This window comes from Pantoea sp. B550, assembly GCF_024158165.1.
In the GTDB taxonomy this organism is placed as follows: domain Bacteria; phylum Pseudomonadota; class Gammaproteobacteria; order Enterobacterales; family Enterobacteriaceae; genus Pantoea; species Pantoea alfalfae.
The window spans coordinates 1,257,158-1,272,944 of the sequence record NZ_JAMYXI010000003.1 but is presented as its reverse complement, the minus strand read 5'-3'; the positions used below and the strand labels follow the sequence as shown (position 1 = coordinate 1,272,944).

Here is a 15,787-nt window from a genome sequence, read left to right as displayed (position 1 = left end):
TATGAAAAGCCTTAGCAGCATGAAAGACCACAACCACAACGCAGAGATGAAAGCACCGTGGTGGAAGCGGGTGATGTGGCTGGTGTTTATCTACGCCGCCAGCGTGCTGGCGCTGGGTGTTGTCGCCTCGCTGTTCCGGATGATGATGACTGCGGCGGGTATGCGTAGTCATTAGTTGTCGCAGGCATGAGTCAGGCTGATGCGGATCTATATTCAGGCAGCTGACAAAGCTCATTCCGGGTGATGCTGGCAGCAACGACTAAGCCCAACGCGCAGGTAACACGGGCAGAAGAGGAAAGCGTCCCGCGCCAGGGACAAAAACGCCAGGCGTTTTTGTACAACGCAACGCGTTGGCCCGTTTACGGGCGCACCTCAGGGATGAGGTGCGTAATCGCGCGGGCCAGGCGTGTCAGGGATGACGGGTTTTGCGACTTTCCGATCTGACCGTGTTCCCTTCGCAGGCTCCGTCTTGCCGCTATCCGGCGCAGTTTTTATCAATAATCAGAAGGCTGACGTAAGCCAGCCTTTTTTAGTTAGTAACCTAAGCAATTAATGCGGAAACGCCCTGAACGGGCGCGCAATGCTTACCCATTCCTTACACCGATTTGCGATTTTTGTTATCCTTTTGTAACTGAAATTCCAGTCCTAACCCGCGTCGTAAATCGCCATCATGCTTAGTCAGGCCATTAAAAAACAGCACATCAACGATCTGGTCGAGTGGATAGAAGCCAACCTCACCGACGATCTCAATATCGATCAAATCACCCTGAAATCAGGTTATTCCAAATGGCACATGCAGCGCATGTTCAAGGAGATGACCGGACAGACGCTGGCGGCGTATACCCGCAAACGGCGTCTGACGATGGCGGCCATGGCGCTGCGTCTGACGCGTATGACGCTGATCGATATCGCCGTACGTTTTGGCTTTGATAATCAGCAAAACTTCACGAGGGTGTTCAAAGGCCACTTTGCACTGACGCCTGGCGCGTTTCGCCGTATTCCTCATTTGCCGGTTAAAAACTTCCATGGGCGCATTCTGGTGCGCTCGCTGGCAGAGCGTGCGACGCTGGTGGAACGTGAGGAAGAACTGCACCTGTGCGGAGAGACACTGGAGTGGGAGTGCAGGTTTGGTGAGTATATTGCCGACCACGACCACCGTGTGGCAGAGCAGGCACGGCATCTGGTCGCGCTGGCGGGCAGCCATACGACGCACGGCTGGTTAGGTTTTCAGTATGGTCCCGGCCATAGCTCTGCTGACCAGCAGAATATCAGCCTGTTTCAGGCGCTGGCACCACAACATGCCGGGCTGCTGGGTGACAATACCGCCAGCTGGAGCGAGGTGTGTGGCCTTTATGCGTCGATCCGCTGGAGCGGCAGGCCGGAGCAGCTGACGCGCTTTATCGAGGATATCTACTATCAGCATCTGCCCATGCTGGGCGTGTCACGCCGTCCGGGCAAAGACCTGCTGCGTCTTGATTTTGCGCACTGTAAGCCCGACTGGCTCAGCGGTGTTTTTTCTATTCCGGTGATGCAAGCGTAGCCGGCAGGGCAGGGGCGATCGCTTCTGCCAATGCATCTTTCGTGCGATAAACCGTGACAAACCGCACGATTTTATAAAATAAGTCGCTATTCTGGCGTAAAATCCTCCCCCGAAACCCTGCCATATCTGAATCATCGTACTTCTGTGGCAGGGCTGGAACATTCATCTGCATTTCAGGCCTTTTCTGGCCAAAACGACAATCGAAGACAACTATGCGACGCTTAATGATTTCCCTGATCCTGGCATTGCCTGCAATGGCGATGGCGCAGCAGGCTGAGCCTTTCTCACCGCCTGCCGGACTGCATCCACACTCTCAGGTCACCCAGCATGAAATCCTGGGTGATGGTGAACTGCCGGATCACACCAGCAGTAATGCCTCCCTTTCCGGATTCAACGACACGCTGTAAGTGTTGATGTGCTGCCAGAACCGGCGGCGCGAGATGATGCCCGGCTCGTCAGGAGCCGGACAGCTTCCGCCTGATTGACCTGCTCACACTCTGCACCTGCGGCTTCCTCTCTGAGGCCCACTCGCCTGCATCTGAAACACTCTTTACCTGCATGCTGCATCTCTGATGCTTCTCACTCATGCCACGTTCCGTCCGTATTACTTCTCTTACGACGCTGTTTAAAATATATCTTAAGTCGCAGAATCGCATTTTTCGTTCTTGTGCCGAAGATATATCATAGCTAATCTTGTGGCTTCAGATGAGAATGATTGTTATTCCATTGTTGTTTAATCATGGCGGGTATGCCCCTGACTATCGGGCATAGACCCTGTTTCAGGAGAGAGATTTTGACTACAACAGCCGAAAAGCGAACGCCGCAGCGCGTCCGCAATGAACTGCGTTTTCGCCATATCCAGGTCGAGAGTAAAACGCATATTGCCGGGAAATTCTGGCGCATCCGGTTCAGCGGCAGCGATCTGGCAGGCTTTACGTCGCCAGGCTTTGATGACCACATCAAGGTGTTTTTCCCTGCTGCTGAAGGCGAAACTCTGGCTCTGCCACAGATTACCGACGCAGGCATTGTCTGGCCTGAAGGTTTACGTCCGCAGGCGCGTGATTACACGCCGCTGGAATTCGATGGTGAGTCTTCACTGACCCTCGACTTCTATATTCATCAGCAGGGCGTAGCCAGTGACTGGGCCGCGCAGGCGCAGGTAGGCGATCAACTGATTGTTGGTGGGCCACGCGGCTCGCTGGTGGTGCCGACCGATTACGCATTTCAGCTTTACGTCTGCGACGAAACCGGGCTGCCCGCTTTTGCCCGCCGTCAGCGTGATGCCCGCGCCCAGGCGCTGCATCTCTATGCCTTTACCGATGAAGCGACCGGTCGCGACTATTTTACAGATACGACAGGCGTAACGGCAAACTGGCTGGGCAGCGGTCAGATGCAGAAAGCGCAGCTCAGCCAGCTGATTACCCGGCTGGATCAAATCGCTATTCCGACGGAGGATTACTTTATCTGGCTGACCGGCGAGGGGGAGTTTGTTAAAGCGCTGTCTGACTACTTTACATCGCAGCGTGGTCTCGACAGCGACTTCGTGCGGGCGGTGGCCTACTGGCATCAGAAGTAAGCCGCGCTGGCAATTGAGTTTTGCCAGGCGGCGCACTACCATCAATCCCACTTTTCTCAGCAGGGCAGGCCATGAAACAGCATCCGACTTCCACGTCATCTGACGAACAGACTTCGCGCGCAGGCGGCTGCAGCGGACGACGTAAACGACGTGAAAAGATGCTGGAAGCGGGTGAGATACGCCTGCTGATGCTCCATTTCCTGGCGCAGAATGCGGCGCACGGCTATGAGCTGATCAAGTCCGTTGAGGAGCTGTCAAAGGGAGAGTATTCGCCCAGTCCGGGGATCATCTATCCCAACCTGACGCTGCTGGAAGAGATGGAGGCGATTCAGGTGGTGGATGCGCAGGCAGCGCGTAAAGCCTACCGACTGACGGCGGCTGGTGAGGCGCAGCTGGCGGATAATCGCGAAACGGTAGCCAGCCTGATTACGCGTCTCTCTACGCTGGCAATCGTGGTCAATAACCGCAGCATTCCTGCTGTGGAGCAGGCAATTCACGGGCTGAAGGTGGCTCTGAATCAACGACTGGCGCAGGAAGATATTTCAGAAGCCGCGCTGCAGACGCTGATTAGGGCGCTGCACGACGCGGCTGATAAAATCACCCACAGTTAATCAGCTGATTTCACCTTTATTCTTGTCGATGTGGCCCAGGGTACGATCCGGGAAACAGATGTCGCGCACGCGCTGTTTCAGGGTAGTCGCATCCGGGAAACCACCGTCCCGCTTACGTTCCCACAGCAGATGACCATCCAGCGTAATCTCAAAAATACCGCCGGTGCCGGGTTTCAGCGTGACCTCTGCCAGATCCTCAGCGAAGGTATGCAACAGTTCCTGTGCCATCCACGCTGACCGCATCAGCCAGTTGCATTGCATACAGTAGTGAATAACAACCACAGGTTTTTGCGCCATAACTCTCTTCCTTTACGTATTGATAAACGCAGATGCATTCGGGTTAACAATTTGTGCGCTGTGGTTATTGATGAATTCATAAAGCTGTTGAATCCCATTCTTAAGTGCAATAGATGGGATAAGAGCCTCGCTTGATCAGCCTGCTGTTTTGTTTTTTTACGGCTTTTATGCAGAACTGTTTTTGTGATGCCAGCGAGCAAGCGAGTGAATACTAACAACTAATCAGGTGATTCGCTCCTGTGTCACTACGTTTTAGGAGATTGACTAAACGGCATCAGCTTCAACAGACGTTACCCGGCACACTCACAGATTCGTAAAATGCTGACTTACTGCTCTCAGTCTCTGTTGCTGAGGGGGAAACAGGCTACGTGTAAACCGCCCGATATTGTGCTGTGTATTCTGGCCGTTTCGCTTTAAAAACATTGCTTTGCGTGTTTTTAATCACTGGTTTTGCGCTATACCTGGTGTTCAGGACAGAAGATTCAGGAGACCATAATGGCAAAATCATTAGATCAAACCGCTGAGCAACTGGGTAACATTTTACTCTCCTCCGGACTTCATCTGACGACCGCCGAATCCTGTACCGCCGGGCTGATCAGCATGACGCTGGCCGCGGTGGAAAGCAGCGGCGACTTCTATACCAGCGGCTTCGTCACCTACAGCGAAAATGCCAAAATCCGTTTGCTGGGCGTGCATCCTGATACGCTGAAACAGCACACGGCGGTGAGCGAGCAGACGGCACGTGAAATGGTACAGGGAGCCTGCGCCCGCTCTGGTGAACCGGTGGGGTTATCGATTACCGGCTATGCCGGACCCGATGGTGGCGAAGATGGCACGCCAGCAGGCACTATCTGGTTTGGCTGGGTATTGCCCGACGGCAGGGACGATGCGGAGTGCCATCAGTTCAGCGGCGATCCGAAGTCCGTGATGGAGCAGGGCACGCAGTTCGCGCTGGAAGGGTTGATCAAACGACTGCAGCGAACCAGTCGATAAAGGCGCGCGATACGCGCCTTTAAACGCGGGTTAGCGACAGTCGACAATCAGACGACCCTGTACGCTGCCATCCAGCAATGCCTGCGCACCTTCTCTGGCTTCACTCAGCGGGATCACCCGGCTCAGTTTGCGGAGCCGATCGCTATCCAGCAGCTCACCGAGCCGCTGCCATGCCTGCTGACGAAGCGGCTTCGGACACATCACGCTGTCGACACCCGCCAGCGTGATGCCACGCAAAATAAAAGGTGCGACGCTGGCGGGCAGGTCGAGTCCCTGCGCCATACCGCAGGCAGCCACCACGCCGTCACGCTGAATGCCGGCCAGCACGTTCGCCAGAGTGTGACTGCCGACGCTGTCTATCGCGGCGGCCCAGCGCTCTTTTGTCAGCGGCTTGCCGGGATGAGAAAGCTCTTCGCGGTTAATCACCGATGCCGCGCCCAGTATATCGATAAGATACGCATGGTCGCTGGCGCGCCCGCTGGAGGCGATCACCTGATAACCCAGACGCGCCAGCAGGCTGACGCTGTAGCTGCCGACGCCGCCACTGGCACCGGTCACCAGCACGGGTCCGTGTCCGGGCGTGATGCCCTGTTTTTCCAGCGCCATGACGCAGAGCATAGCGGTCAGCCCTGCTGTGCCGATGGCCATGGTCTGCAGCGGGCTAAGAGAGGCGGGCACGCGCACCAGCCAGTCGCCGCTGACGCTGGCTTTCTGCGCCAGGCCGCCCCACTGTTTTTCGCCTGCGCCCCAGCCCGTCAGCAGCGCCACATCATCCTCTTTCCAGTCGGGATGACGGCTGGCCGTCACGCGGCCGACAAAATCGATACCTGGCACCATCGGAAACTGGCGCACAATCGGGCCTTTGTTGCAGATAGCCAGGGCATCTTTATAGTTCAGGGATGAGTAGCTGACGTCGAGCGTGACATCGTAGTCGGGCAGTTGGGATTCGGGGAGATCTTTCAGCAGGGAACGGTAACCTTGTTCGTCATTTTCAATGACCAGTGCCTTGAACATGCAGCCTCCGGCAGAGTGGGAATGAGAGGATCAGTTTACGCCTGGCTGCGGTAATGCGGTAGGGCAATGGCCGAGTCTGCGGATGAAGGCCACTGCAGGAGCGCAAAATTGCGCAGCATGACGTTTGCATAAATCTGCATATAATTCATATAATTAGTCGTATTATGAATTTTTTATAATAAATAGACTATAAAAATCATGTTGTTATCTTTTTATTACATGACTGAATAATTCCCTGGGTCGGGTTGTTCGTGCATAAAAAAGATGACATTATGACCGCCACGTTTTGGCCCTGCTTGTTCACCACAGAGGACGTCGCCATGTCCGGTTCACCGCGCACTTGCCCGGATTACCGTTCGCTTTTTCCGGCGCTCACCGGGTTTTCCTCTTTTCCACACTCTCCGTTATTCACCATGCGGTGAGGCCAGCCAGGCAGCGGCTGTGGATCTGCTCGCCACACTGCACTATGCCTTCTGACGGTCAATTATTCGCCGGGGCGCTGTCCCCATAATTGTGCTTCTGGCACGCCCTCCCTGACGTTAGGGATCCTGTTATGACTCCACTGAAAATTGCTGCCAGCGCTGCTGTCGCACCCAGCCTGACCCTGAACACCGCGCGTGACGTAGTGACGCTGGATAATACCGACTTTACGGATGTGGCGGCGGTCGTCGTCTCGCTGGCGGATACCCGCAGCGGTGTGCTGGCGCTGCTGCGTCACACCGGTTTTAATCTGCCGGTGTTTGTCGCGAATGCGTTTGAAGAAGAGGTGATGCACCTGCCTGGCGTTAGCGGTGAGCTGAATGGCGAGCCGCAGGAGTGGCTTGCGCTGGAAGCCGCTGCGCAGGCGTATGAAGCGGCGCTGCTGCCACCCTTTTTCGAGACGCTGACCCGCTATGTCGATATGCAGAACAGCACCTTTGCCTGCCCCGGACATCAGGGTGGGGCATTCTTTAAAAAGCATCCGGCGGGCAAACAGTTTTATGACTTCTATGGCGAGAATGTTTTCCGCTCTGACATGTGCAACGCCGACGTCAAACTGGGCGACCTGCTGATCCACGAAGGTTCGGCTAAAGATGCACAGAAGTATGCGGCAAAGGTGTTTAACGCCGATAAAACCTACTTTGTGCTCAACGGCACCTCAAGCGCTAATAAAGTAGTGACCAATGCGCTGCTGACCCGCGGTGATCTGGTGCTGTTTGACCGTAACAATCACAAGTCGAACCATCATGGCGCGCTGATTCAGGCGGGCGCGACCCCGGTTTATCTTGAAGCAGCACGTAACCCTTTCGGCTTTATTGGCGGCATTGACGCGCACTGCTTTGATGAGGCTTATCTGCGCGAGCAGATCGCGGTCGTCGCCCCCCAGCGTGCAGAAGAGGCGCGGCCTTTCCGTCTGGCGATTATCCAGCTCGGCACCTACGATGGCACGGTCTACAACGCCCGCCAAGTGGTGGATCGCATCGGTCATCTGTGTGATTACATCCTGTTTGATTCCGCGTGGCTCGGCTATGAGCAGTTCATTCCGCTGATGGAAGGCTGTTCGCCGCTGACCCTGGAGCTGAATGAAAACGATCCTGGCATCTTTGTCACGCAGTCCGTACATAAGCAGCTGGCCGGTTTTTCGCAGACCTCGCAGATTCATAAAAAAGATAACCACATTCGCGGACAGCGGCGCTTCTGCCCGCATAAGCGACTGAATAACGCCTTTATGCTGCATGCTTCAACCAGTCCGTTTTATCCGCTGTTTGCCGCGCTGGATATCAACGCCAGAATGCATCAGGGCGAAGCGGGACGTCGCATGTGGGATGAGTGCGTCACGCTGGGTATTGAGGCGCGTAAAGCGATCCTGGAACGCTGCGAAATGATCCTGCCGTTTGTGCCGGAGATCGTTGATGGACAGCGCTGGCAGGATGCGCCCACGCAAACGATCGCCCGCGATCTGCGCTACTTCAGCTTTGAACCGCAGGCGAAGTGGCACGGTTTTGCGGGTTACGCGCGCGATCAGTATCGGGTCGATCCCTGCAAGCTGCTGCTGACCACGGCAGGGATCGATGCGGCCAGCGGGGAATACAGTGATTTTGGGATCCCGGCCACCATTCTGGCCAACTACCTGCGTGAAAACGGCATCGTGCCGGAGAAGTGCGATCTCAACTCGATCCTGTTCCTGCTGACCCCGGCTGAGAGCCCGGAGAAGATGACGAATCTGGTGGCGATGCTGGCGCAGTTTGAGCAGCACGTTAAAGAGGATGCGCCGCTGGCCGAAGTGCTGCCGACGATTTACCGCAAAAACGCGCAACGTTATGCCGGCTATACCCTGCGTCGCCTCTGTCAGGAGATGCACGACCTTTACGTCAGTCATAACGTGAAGGATCTACAGCGCCTGATGTTCCGCGCCGCGGAGTTCCCGCCGGTCAGCGTGAATCCGCAGGATGCACATCAGGCTTATATTCGCGGCGAAGTGGAGCTGGTGCCTATCGCCGAGGCCGCAGGCCGGGTCGCTGCGGAAGGCGCGCTGCCTTATCCACCGGGCGTGCTGTGCGTCGTGCCGGGAGAAGTCTGGGGCGGCGCGGTGCAGCGTTACTTCCTGGCGCTAGAGGAGGGGCTGAATCTGCTGCCCGGCTTCTCCCCGGAGCTGCAGGGTGTTTACACCGAAGAGGATGAGCATGGACGTAAGTATCTGGTGGCCAATATGATGGTGGGGCGCTGATCTGAGGGCGTTTTCGCCTGGCGGCGGGGCACGCTTTGCAGCGGGCTGGCTATGAGTAGGTTACGCTTTGCAGCGGGCTGGCTCTGAGAAGGTTACGCCCGCCAGGCGGTCGGGAGTTTCAGGTTGTCCGTGCAGGCGGACGCGTCAAGGGGCGGACGCCCGCCCCTTAACAATCCCGGCGTCCGGCTGCCTGCGCGCCCCGCTTTGCGGGGTGCCTTCGTCACGCCCTGCGGCCGACGGACCGTCCGGACGCGCCATCCCTGGCGCGAACCGTCCTTTCGCCGACGTCCTGTCGGCTCATCCTCGCCTCCGGTTGTTCCTCAGCGCTTCGGATGCCTCTCACCAACCCCCGCCTGTGATTTCTTTGTGTTAACTGTGGTGCTGTGTTGTCTGCTGGACTTAAAGCCACAGTCAAAGTCAAAGCCAGTCCCAAAAAACCCTCAGTGATAAAGTACCCAACACAAAAAGAAGAGATAACAGCGGAGGGTTGGGGAGGCCGTCAGAACCGCTGAGCGGATGAGGGATTTCAGGGCGAGCGACAGGGATGTCGCGAAGAGGCGGTCCGTGAGAAATCCGGAAGAAGCGAAGGGACCGCGAAGCGGCGGTGAAGCAGGCCGGAGCCGGGGGTCAAGGGGCGCGGCGACTGGCGCCCCTTGTCGGTCGCCTGCAGAGGCGTGTCTGAAACTGCCCAACTAATCAGGCGAACGAAACCCCGCTCATAGCCCGTTCGCGCAGCGAACAAACCCCGGCTTCAGCGCCGCAAGCCCGTTCGCGCAGCGAACAACCCCCCGCTTCAGCGGCTTCGATCAGAATCCCCGATAACTCTTCTGAGCAGTGCTCACCTTATACAGATAACGACGCGACTCCGCCGACGGATGCTGGTTCGCCAGGGTCGAATAGACCTTGCCCGGTGACATGCCGTTAATCATCGAGAACGCGCGATCTTTATCGCTGGAGAAGACGCGCAGCACGCTGCCTGCACCACCGTTATAGGCGGTGATTACTGCATAGCGGCGTGATACCGGATCCTGAATGCCGCCCAGATAGCTGCGTTGCAACAGTGACAGATAAGCCGTACCGGCATCGATATTGTTCTCCGGATCCAGCAGATAGCTGCGGCTCGGCTTGCCCCATTTACCCTTCATGCGGAATACGTCAACACCGGCGGTATGCTGCACCACCTGCATCAGACCCAGCGCATCAGAATGGCTCACGGCGTAGGGGTTAAAGCTCGACTCCGTCTGCATAATCGCCAGGATCAACGAAGCGTCGACACCATACTGCTCGGCGGCTTTACGCACCATCGGCAGGTATTTGTGCGCTCGCTTGTCCAGGTGGTTCGGCACCATCGGAATCGAAATGCTGTAAATCACATGCAGACCCGAGGTGCGGCGCATCAATTTATTCTGAATCAGATAGTCAGCAAAGGCTTCCGCGCGGCCCTGCCAGCGAATCGGCTGACCGGTGTTATCCAGCACCTGACCATAGAGCAGCGGCTCTTTACTGATCTCGATGTCGTTGGCGTCAGAGTAGAGATCGACATTGCCCGGATCTTCGCCAATCAACAGCGTGGTCACGATCGCCTGACGCAGACTGGCCATCGGATCGGTACCAGAAATCGTCTCGATGGTCAGCTTACCGCTTTCAAAGTTGATGTGGCTGCGGGTGTAATAGTTGTCGCTATATTTGACGTAATCTTTAGGTCCGGCGATCAGGACCTCATTGATACCCCAGATATTCTCAATATTGTGAGCAAACTGGCCCATCAGAATATCAAAGCCGTTGGTGTCTTTAACCCACTCCTCGTGGGATTGCTGATTCTTTGACCCGGAACAGGAAACCAAAAGTGGGGCTATCACCAGCAGGGCGATTAATTTTTTATTCATTGGGAATGCAAGCCTGACCTGGATAACCGGCCTCAGCGATGAGGCCCGGAATGTTTACGCTTCTGGCGGTGTATAGCCTTCGATATGAACGTCTTTGCCTTCGAACAGGAAATTGATCATCTCCTTCTCCAGCACTTTACGATCTTCGGGATTCATCATGTTGAGCTTCTTCTCATTGATCAACATGGTCTGTTTCGCCATCCACTTCTGCCAGGCTTCTTTGGAGATGTCGTTGTAAATGCGTTTACCCAGGTCGCCCGGATAGAGCTGAAAATCCTGACCTTCCGCGTCGCGCTGTAAAAAAGTACAAAAAATGGTGCGGCTCATTACTCTTCCTCATTAATCTCACAACTGTCCAAAGCCAGTTGTCGGGGATGGCGCAGCTCGTGTAACAGGCGCTCAACGGGTGCAGCTAATCCCACAGATGGTGGCAGCGCTAAGTTATACCAGAGACCGCCTGCTTCATCCATCGCCGCCCCGGCAGAAGGCCACGACAGCCACATCGGCACGATATCGAGATGGAAATGGCTGAAGGTGTGACGAAACGCAGTAAGCTGCTGTGGTTTTGCATGGATGCCACGCGCTGCCAGCCAGTCATTCAGCGCCGCTTCGGTGGTGAACTGCGGAAAGCAGAACAGACCGCCCCACAGACCCACAGGCGGGCGCTGCTCCAGCCAGACATCATCGCCATCCTGCATCATCAGGAACCAGCCGCTGCGCTCTGGCAGCACCTGCTTAGGCTTCTTGCCGGGATAGCTCGCCCAGCTGTTGCTGGCGTACGCCTCACACCCGCTGTTCAGCGGGCAGATTTCACACTTCGGCTTAGAGCGGGTGCAGACAATCGCACCCAGATCCATCATCGCCTGATTAAACTGGCTGACGCCCTCGGCGGGTGTGACCTCTTCGCTGATCTGCCAGAGCCGTTTCTCGACCTCTTTTTTACCCGGCCAGCCGCTGACGGCATAGCAGCGGGCCAGCACGCGCTTGACGTTGCCATCCAGAATCGGGAAATGCTGACCCAGCGACAGCGACAGGATCGCGCCCGCCGTAGAGCGGCCAACGCCGGGCAGGGCTGAGACATCATCGAAATTACGTGGTAATTCGCCCCGATGAACCTCAACAATCTGCTTTGCGGCTTTATGGAGATTACGCGCCCGGGCGTAGTAGCCGAGGCCGGTCCAGAGATGCAGTACCTCATCCAGCGGCGCCGCAGCGAGATCGGTGACCGTAGGGAAGCGCGCCATAAAGCGTTCAAAATAGGGAATAACCGTGGCAACCTGGGTTTGCTGTAGCATCACTTCGGAGAGCCACACCTTATAAGGTGTTTTCTCCAGCTGCCACGGCAGGGTTTTGCGACCAAAGCGCTGATACCAGTCCAGCACCTGTTGCGCGAACTGCGGCGCTTGCATCATAAGAAGGAAATTTTCCGTGTTTACTCTACACTCAGGCAGGAATTCCAGCACATGCGCACCTGGGTGTAAACCGGAAGATTGCAAAGGCTTGCTTCTGCTTATGAACTTTGCATAATGCCCGTTTCCCGGAACAGGCTAACCAGCAGGCTTTTACATGATTAATGACGTCATCACCCCAGAATTTGATGAGAACGGGCGGCCATTGCGCCGGATCCGCAGCTTTGTGCGCCGCCAGGGTCGCTTAACGAAAGGCCAGCAGCAGGCGCTGGACACCCTGTGGCCGGTCATGGGGGTGGAATATCAGCCGGAGCCTGTCGATCTGCCCGCACTGTTTGGCCGCGAAGCTCCGGTCACGCTGGAGATTGGCTTTGGTATGGGCGCGTCCCTGGTGACCATGGCGCAGAACACACCGCATCAGAACTTCCTGGGTATTGAAGTGCACGCGCCGGGCGTGGGTGCCTGTCTCGCCGCCGCCAAAGAAGCCGATGTACAGAACCTGCGGGTGATGTGTCACGATGCGGTAGAAGTGCTGGAGAAGATGATTCCGGATAACTCACTGCGCATGGTTCAGCTTTTCTTCCCCGATCCGTGGCATAAAGCGCGTCACAATAAACGCCGTATCGTTCAGGTACCTTTCGCCGAGCTGGTGATGCGTAAACTGAAGCCGGGCGGCGTTTTCCATATGGCGACCGACTGGGAAGCCTACGCGGAGCATATGCTTGAAGTGATGAACAGCATCGATGGCTACCACAACCAGTCAGAGCAACAGAATTACGTGCCGCGTCCTGAGACGCGTCCACTGACCAAGTTTGAGCAGCGCGGGCAGCGTTTAGGCCACGGCGTATGGGATTTAATGTTTGAGAGGGTGAAATAATGGCCACACAACGCAGCCGCCGTTTACGTAAAAAACTGCACATCGACGAGTTTCAGGAACTGGGCTTCTCCGTTGCCTGGCGCTTTCCGGAAGGCACCAGCGAAAGCGAAATCGATGAGACGCTGAACCAGTTCATCAATGAAGCGATCGATCCTAACGGCCTGGCCTTTGATGGCAGCGGCTACCTGGTGTGGGAAGGTCTGGTTTGCCTGCAGAAAACCGGCAAATGCACCGATGAGCATCGTGCGCTGGTCCGCAAATGGCTGGAAGACCGCAAGCTGCAGGATGTGCAGATGACGGAACTCTTTGACGTCTGGTGGGACTAAGTCGTCACACAGTGTCGGGCTGCGGCCCGATCGGAGGGTTTCAGACCCGATCTTAGGGAGTAGATATGATGCGTAAAGCGCTTCTTGCTGTGCTGCTGGTGGCAGCAACTCAGGCTCAGGCAGCCTACGAATGCAGCGTTAAGCCACAGGACGATGTGGTGATTAAACCGCAGAGCGTGCAGGTGGTCGGTGCCAGTGGCAATATGGAAATCTCGCCGCAGGGCGACGTGCAGTTCAACGGCCAGAAAGTTTCGCTGGATATCACTGAACGTCAGAAAGCGATCGACTATCAGAACGCGCTGCGTCGCGATCTGCCGTGGATCGATAGCGGAGCGACATCCCGTCTGGAAAAAGGACGTGCGGCACTGGATCGGGTCATCGTTGAAAAACTGGGCACCGACAGCAACGTGCGTAATCGCCTGACCACGCTGAATGGTCAGCTGAAACAGCAGATGAACCGCATCATTGAACATCGGGAAGACGGTCTGACGTTCCACCATCAGGCGATTGATCAGGTGCGCGCCGAAGGCGAACGGCTGGTGCAGTCAACGCTGGGCGGCGTGATGCAGGATAGTCTGAATGAGATGGGCAGTAAGCAGGGCAGCGGCGGCAGTAATCCGCTGCAGGCAATTATGGGCAATCTGGGCGGTCTGCAACAGTCGATTCAGGCTGAGTGGAGCAAGCAGGAGCAGGATTTCCAGAACTTCGGACACGAAGTATGTAATCGCGTTATTTCGCTGGAAGATCAGCGTAAACAGCTTACCCGCGCACTGAAAAAATAAGTTAACGCCTCAGCCTGCCGGGCTGAGGCGCTTTTGCTACTCTTCCGCTAAAAACAGCTCCAGCAGCGAATTCAGGAACAGCTTCCCTTTCTCCGTAATCTGCCACTGATCAGCGGTTTCCGTCACATAACCGGTGGCAATCGCGGCATCCATCTGCGGACGGATCACCTGCTCTGACAAACCGGTGTAGCGGCTGAACTCGTCGCGCGGCGCGGCCTCCAGCAGGCGAAAGCGGTTCATGAAATATTCAAACGGCTTGTCGCTATCGGCAACCTCATACTGCTTTTCGCGGTAGTTACCCTGCATGAAGCCACGCGGATGACGGGTTTTCACCGTGCGGACAATGCGGCCATCCGGCTGCGTCAGCTTGCCGTGTGCGCCACAGCCAATCCCCAGATAGTCGCCAAAGCGCCAGTAGTTGAGGTTGTGTTCACAGCGATAACCCGGCTTCGCGTAGGCGGAGGTTTCATACTGCTGATAACCCGCCGCCTGAAGTAGCCGATCACCCTGTTCGAAAATATCCCAAAGTGCATCATCATCTGGCAGCACCGGCGGGCGTGAGCCAAACAGCGTGTTGGGTTCGATGGTGAGCTGGTACCAGGAGAGATGCGGGGGGTTAAGCGCAATCGCCTGACGTAAATCGTCGAGCGCTTCCTCCAGAGACTGATCGGGCAGGCCATGCATCAGGTCGAGGTTAAAGCTGCGCAGCGACAGCGACTCTGCCAGTTCGGCGGCGCGTACGGCCTCTTCCGGGCCGTGAATACGGCCCAGACGCTGCAGCTTTTGCGGACTGAAACTCTGTACACCAATCGAAATACGGTTGATACCGGCGCGCTGATAGGCGCTGAACCGGTCCGCTTCCACGGTACCAGGATTTGCTTCCATGGTCACTTCCGCATCAGGGGAGAGCGTCAGACGCTCCCGCACGCCATCCATCAGCATCTGCATCGCGCTGCTGCTCAGCAGGCTGGGCGTGCCGCCACCAATGAAAATCGTGCGCACTTCCCGGTCGCCGATCAGCGGCAGGTCGATCTCCAGATCGCGCAGCAGGTGCTGCACATATTCAACGTGCGGCACCTCATCTTTCAGCGCGTGGGAGTTAAAATCACAGTAGGGGCACTTCTGTACGCACCACGGAATGTGGATGTAGAGACTTAACGGCGGCAGATTAGGCATTACGCATCGCTTCCAGCAACAGCGTCAATGCTTTACCCCGGTGAGAAACCGCACCTTTTTCCGCTTTGCTCAGCTCGGCCGCAGTTTTACCCAGCGCCGGGACAAAGAAAATCGGGTCGTAACCGAAGCCACCGGAACCCGCAGCGGAACGCGTAATTTCCCCCTGCCAGCTGCCGTGAAACACCAGCGGGGTCGGGTCTTCCGCATGACGCAGATAGACCAGTACGCAGTGGAACTGCGCCTGGCGCTGACCGTCAGGGACGTTTTCCAGCGCCTGTAATAGCTTCTCCAGGTTCTGCTGATCGCTGGCCTCTTCACCGGCGTAACGCGCCGAGTAGATGCCAGGCGCGCCGCCCAGCGCATCCACGGCCAGGCCGGAGTCATCGGCGATGGCCGGTAATCCGGTGATCTGTGCCGCGTGACGCGCTTTGAGAATCGCGTTCTCAATAAAGGTCAGGCCGGTCTCTTCTGCCGATTCAACCCCAAGGTCCGTCTGCGCGACGATATCCAGACCAAAGGCGGAGAGTAACTCCGCCAGTTCACGCACTTTGCCGGGATTGCCGGTTGCGAGCACAACTTTTTGCATAACAGTT

Annotated in this window: 17 protein-coding genes; 10 read left to right on the top strand and 7 right to left on the bottom strand. The window is 56.5% G+C overall.

Going from position 1 to position 15,787, the window contains the following annotated elements; translation table 11 throughout:
- Position 1: 1 nt before the first annotated feature.
- From NIM72_RS09000 to NIM72_RS08980, 5 genes are all read left to right on the top strand, one after another.
- Positions 2 to 175 carry a DUF2474 domain-containing protein gene (locus NIM72_RS09000; protein WP_253420012.1) on the top strand — a complete coding sequence of 58 codons (174 nt, stop codon included), beginning with the start codon at positions 2 to 4 and terminating at the stop codon, positions 173 to 175.
- Between the two features lie 495 nt (positions 176 to 670).
- Complete coding sequence (locus NIM72_RS08995) at positions 671 to 1,540, top strand: helix-turn-helix domain-containing protein (protein WP_161732679.1); 870 nt, start codon at positions 671 to 673, stop codon at positions 1,538 to 1,540.
- Positions 1,541 to 1,764: 224 nt separating this feature from the next.
- The gene (locus NIM72_RS08990; RefSeq protein ID WP_223811653.1) at positions 1,765 to 1,947 is read left to right on the top strand and encodes a hypothetical protein; all 183 of its coding nucleotides are present in this window, start codon (positions 1,765 to 1,767) and stop codon (positions 1,945 to 1,947) included.
- Between the two features lie 332 nt (positions 1,948 to 2,279).
- On the top strand, positions 2,280 to 3,116 hold the full coding sequence (locus NIM72_RS08985; RefSeq protein ID WP_371876285.1) for a siderophore-interacting protein: 837 nt from the start codon (positions 2,280 to 2,282) through the stop codon (positions 3,114 to 3,116).
- A gap of 71 nt (positions 3,117 to 3,187) precedes the next feature.
- Positions 3,188 to 3,727, top strand: a complete 540-nt coding sequence (locus NIM72_RS08980) for a PadR family transcriptional regulator (protein WP_222925000.1) — start codon at positions 3,188 to 3,190, stop codon at positions 3,725 to 3,727.
- Here the strand turns inward: NIM72_RS08980 and NIM72_RS08975 are convergent, their stop codons facing one another.
- Positions 3,728 to 4,024: a SelT/SelW/SelH family protein gene (locus NIM72_RS08975; protein ID WP_161732673.1), complete on the bottom strand. Its 297-nt coding sequence runs from the start codon at positions 4,022 to 4,024 to the stop codon at positions 3,728 to 3,730.
- A 495-nt stretch (positions 4,025 to 4,519) separates the two neighbouring features.
- Here NIM72_RS08975 and NIM72_RS08970 point away from each other — a divergent pair, with 495 nt between their 5' ends.
- Positions 4,520 to 5,017 (top strand): CinA family protein, encoded by a 498-nt coding sequence (locus tag NIM72_RS08970; protein ID WP_161732671.1) that lies wholly within the window; start codon positions 4,520 to 4,522, stop codon positions 5,015 to 5,017.
- Positions 5,018 to 5,047: 30 nt separating this feature from the next.
- Here NIM72_RS08970 and NIM72_RS08965 read toward each other — a convergent pair whose 3' ends face one another.
- The gene (locus NIM72_RS08965; RefSeq protein WP_253420006.1) at positions 5,048 to 6,031 is read right to left on the bottom strand and encodes an MDR family oxidoreductase; all 984 of its coding nucleotides are present in this window, start codon (positions 6,029 to 6,031) and stop codon (positions 5,048 to 5,050) included.
- Positions 6,032 to 6,584: 553 nt separating this feature from the next.
- Between NIM72_RS08965 and NIM72_RS08960 the strand changes: the two genes are divergently transcribed.
- A complete protein-coding gene (locus NIM72_RS08960; protein ID WP_161732667.1) occupies positions 6,585 to 8,738 on the top strand; it encodes an ornithine decarboxylase in 2,154 nt (717 codons plus the stop codon).
- Between the two features lie 806 nt (positions 8,739 to 9,544).
- Here the strand turns inward: NIM72_RS08960 and mltC are convergent.
- From mltC to mutY, 3 genes are read right to left on the bottom strand one after another with little or no spacing between them, the layout of a single operon-like run.
- The gene (gene mltC, locus NIM72_RS08955; RefSeq protein WP_161732666.1) at positions 9,545 to 10,624 is read right to left on the bottom strand and encodes a membrane-bound lytic murein transglycosylase MltC; all 1,080 of its coding nucleotides are present in this window, start codon (positions 10,622 to 10,624) and stop codon (positions 9,545 to 9,547) included.
- Positions 10,625 to 10,678: 54 nt separating this feature from the next.
- Positions 10,679 to 10,951: an oxidative damage protection protein gene (locus tag NIM72_RS08950; RefSeq protein WP_003853409.1), complete on the bottom strand. Its 273-nt coding sequence runs from the start codon at positions 10,949 to 10,951 to the stop codon at positions 10,679 to 10,681.
- Complete coding sequence (gene mutY / locus NIM72_RS08945) at positions 10,951 to 12,036, bottom strand: A/G-specific adenine glycosylase (RefSeq protein ID WP_253420003.1); 1,086 nt, start codon at positions 12,034 to 12,036, stop codon at positions 10,951 to 10,953. The genes NIM72_RS08950 and mutY overlap by 1 nt, the downstream gene beginning before the upstream one ends.
- A 154-nt stretch (positions 12,037 to 12,190) precedes the next feature.
- On the opposite strand from mutY, the gene trmB reads away from it, so the two are divergent.
- The 3 genes from trmB (at position 12,191) to NIM72_RS08930 (ending at position 14,018) form a co-directional block, all read left to right on the top strand.
- On the top strand, positions 12,191 to 12,910 hold the full coding sequence (trmB, locus tag NIM72_RS08940; protein ID WP_161732661.1) for a tRNA (guanosine(46)-N7)-methyltransferase TrmB: 720 nt from the start codon (positions 12,191 to 12,193) through the stop codon (positions 12,908 to 12,910).
- Positions 12,910 to 13,236 carry a YggL family protein gene (locus NIM72_RS08935; RefSeq protein ID WP_003853403.1) on the top strand — a complete coding sequence of 109 codons (327 nt, stop codon included), beginning with the start codon at positions 12,910 to 12,912 and terminating at the stop codon, positions 13,234 to 13,236. Before trmB ends, NIM72_RS08935 begins: the two co-directional genes overlap by 1 nt.
- Before the next feature lie 65 nt (positions 13,237 to 13,301).
- Complete coding sequence (locus NIM72_RS08930; protein WP_253420000.1) at positions 13,302 to 14,018, top strand: DUF2884 domain-containing protein; 717 nt, start codon at positions 13,302 to 13,304, stop codon at positions 14,016 to 14,018.
- A 36-nt stretch (positions 14,019 to 14,054) separates the two neighbouring features.
- Here NIM72_RS08930 and hemW read toward each other — a convergent pair whose 3' ends face one another.
- Together hemW and NIM72_RS08920 are read right to left on the bottom strand one after the other, a co-directional pair.
- The gene (gene hemW / locus NIM72_RS08925) at positions 14,055 to 15,194 is read right to left on the bottom strand and encodes a radical SAM family heme chaperone HemW (protein WP_253419998.1); all 1,140 of its coding nucleotides are present in this window, start codon (positions 15,192 to 15,194) and stop codon (positions 14,055 to 14,057) included.
- Positions 15,187 to 15,780, bottom strand: a complete 594-nt coding sequence (locus tag NIM72_RS08920) for an XTP/dITP diphosphatase (protein WP_161732654.1) — start codon at positions 15,778 to 15,780, stop codon at positions 15,187 to 15,189. The genes hemW and NIM72_RS08920 overlap by 8 nt, the downstream gene beginning before the upstream one ends.
- Positions 15,781 to 15,787 lie beyond the last annotated feature (7 nt).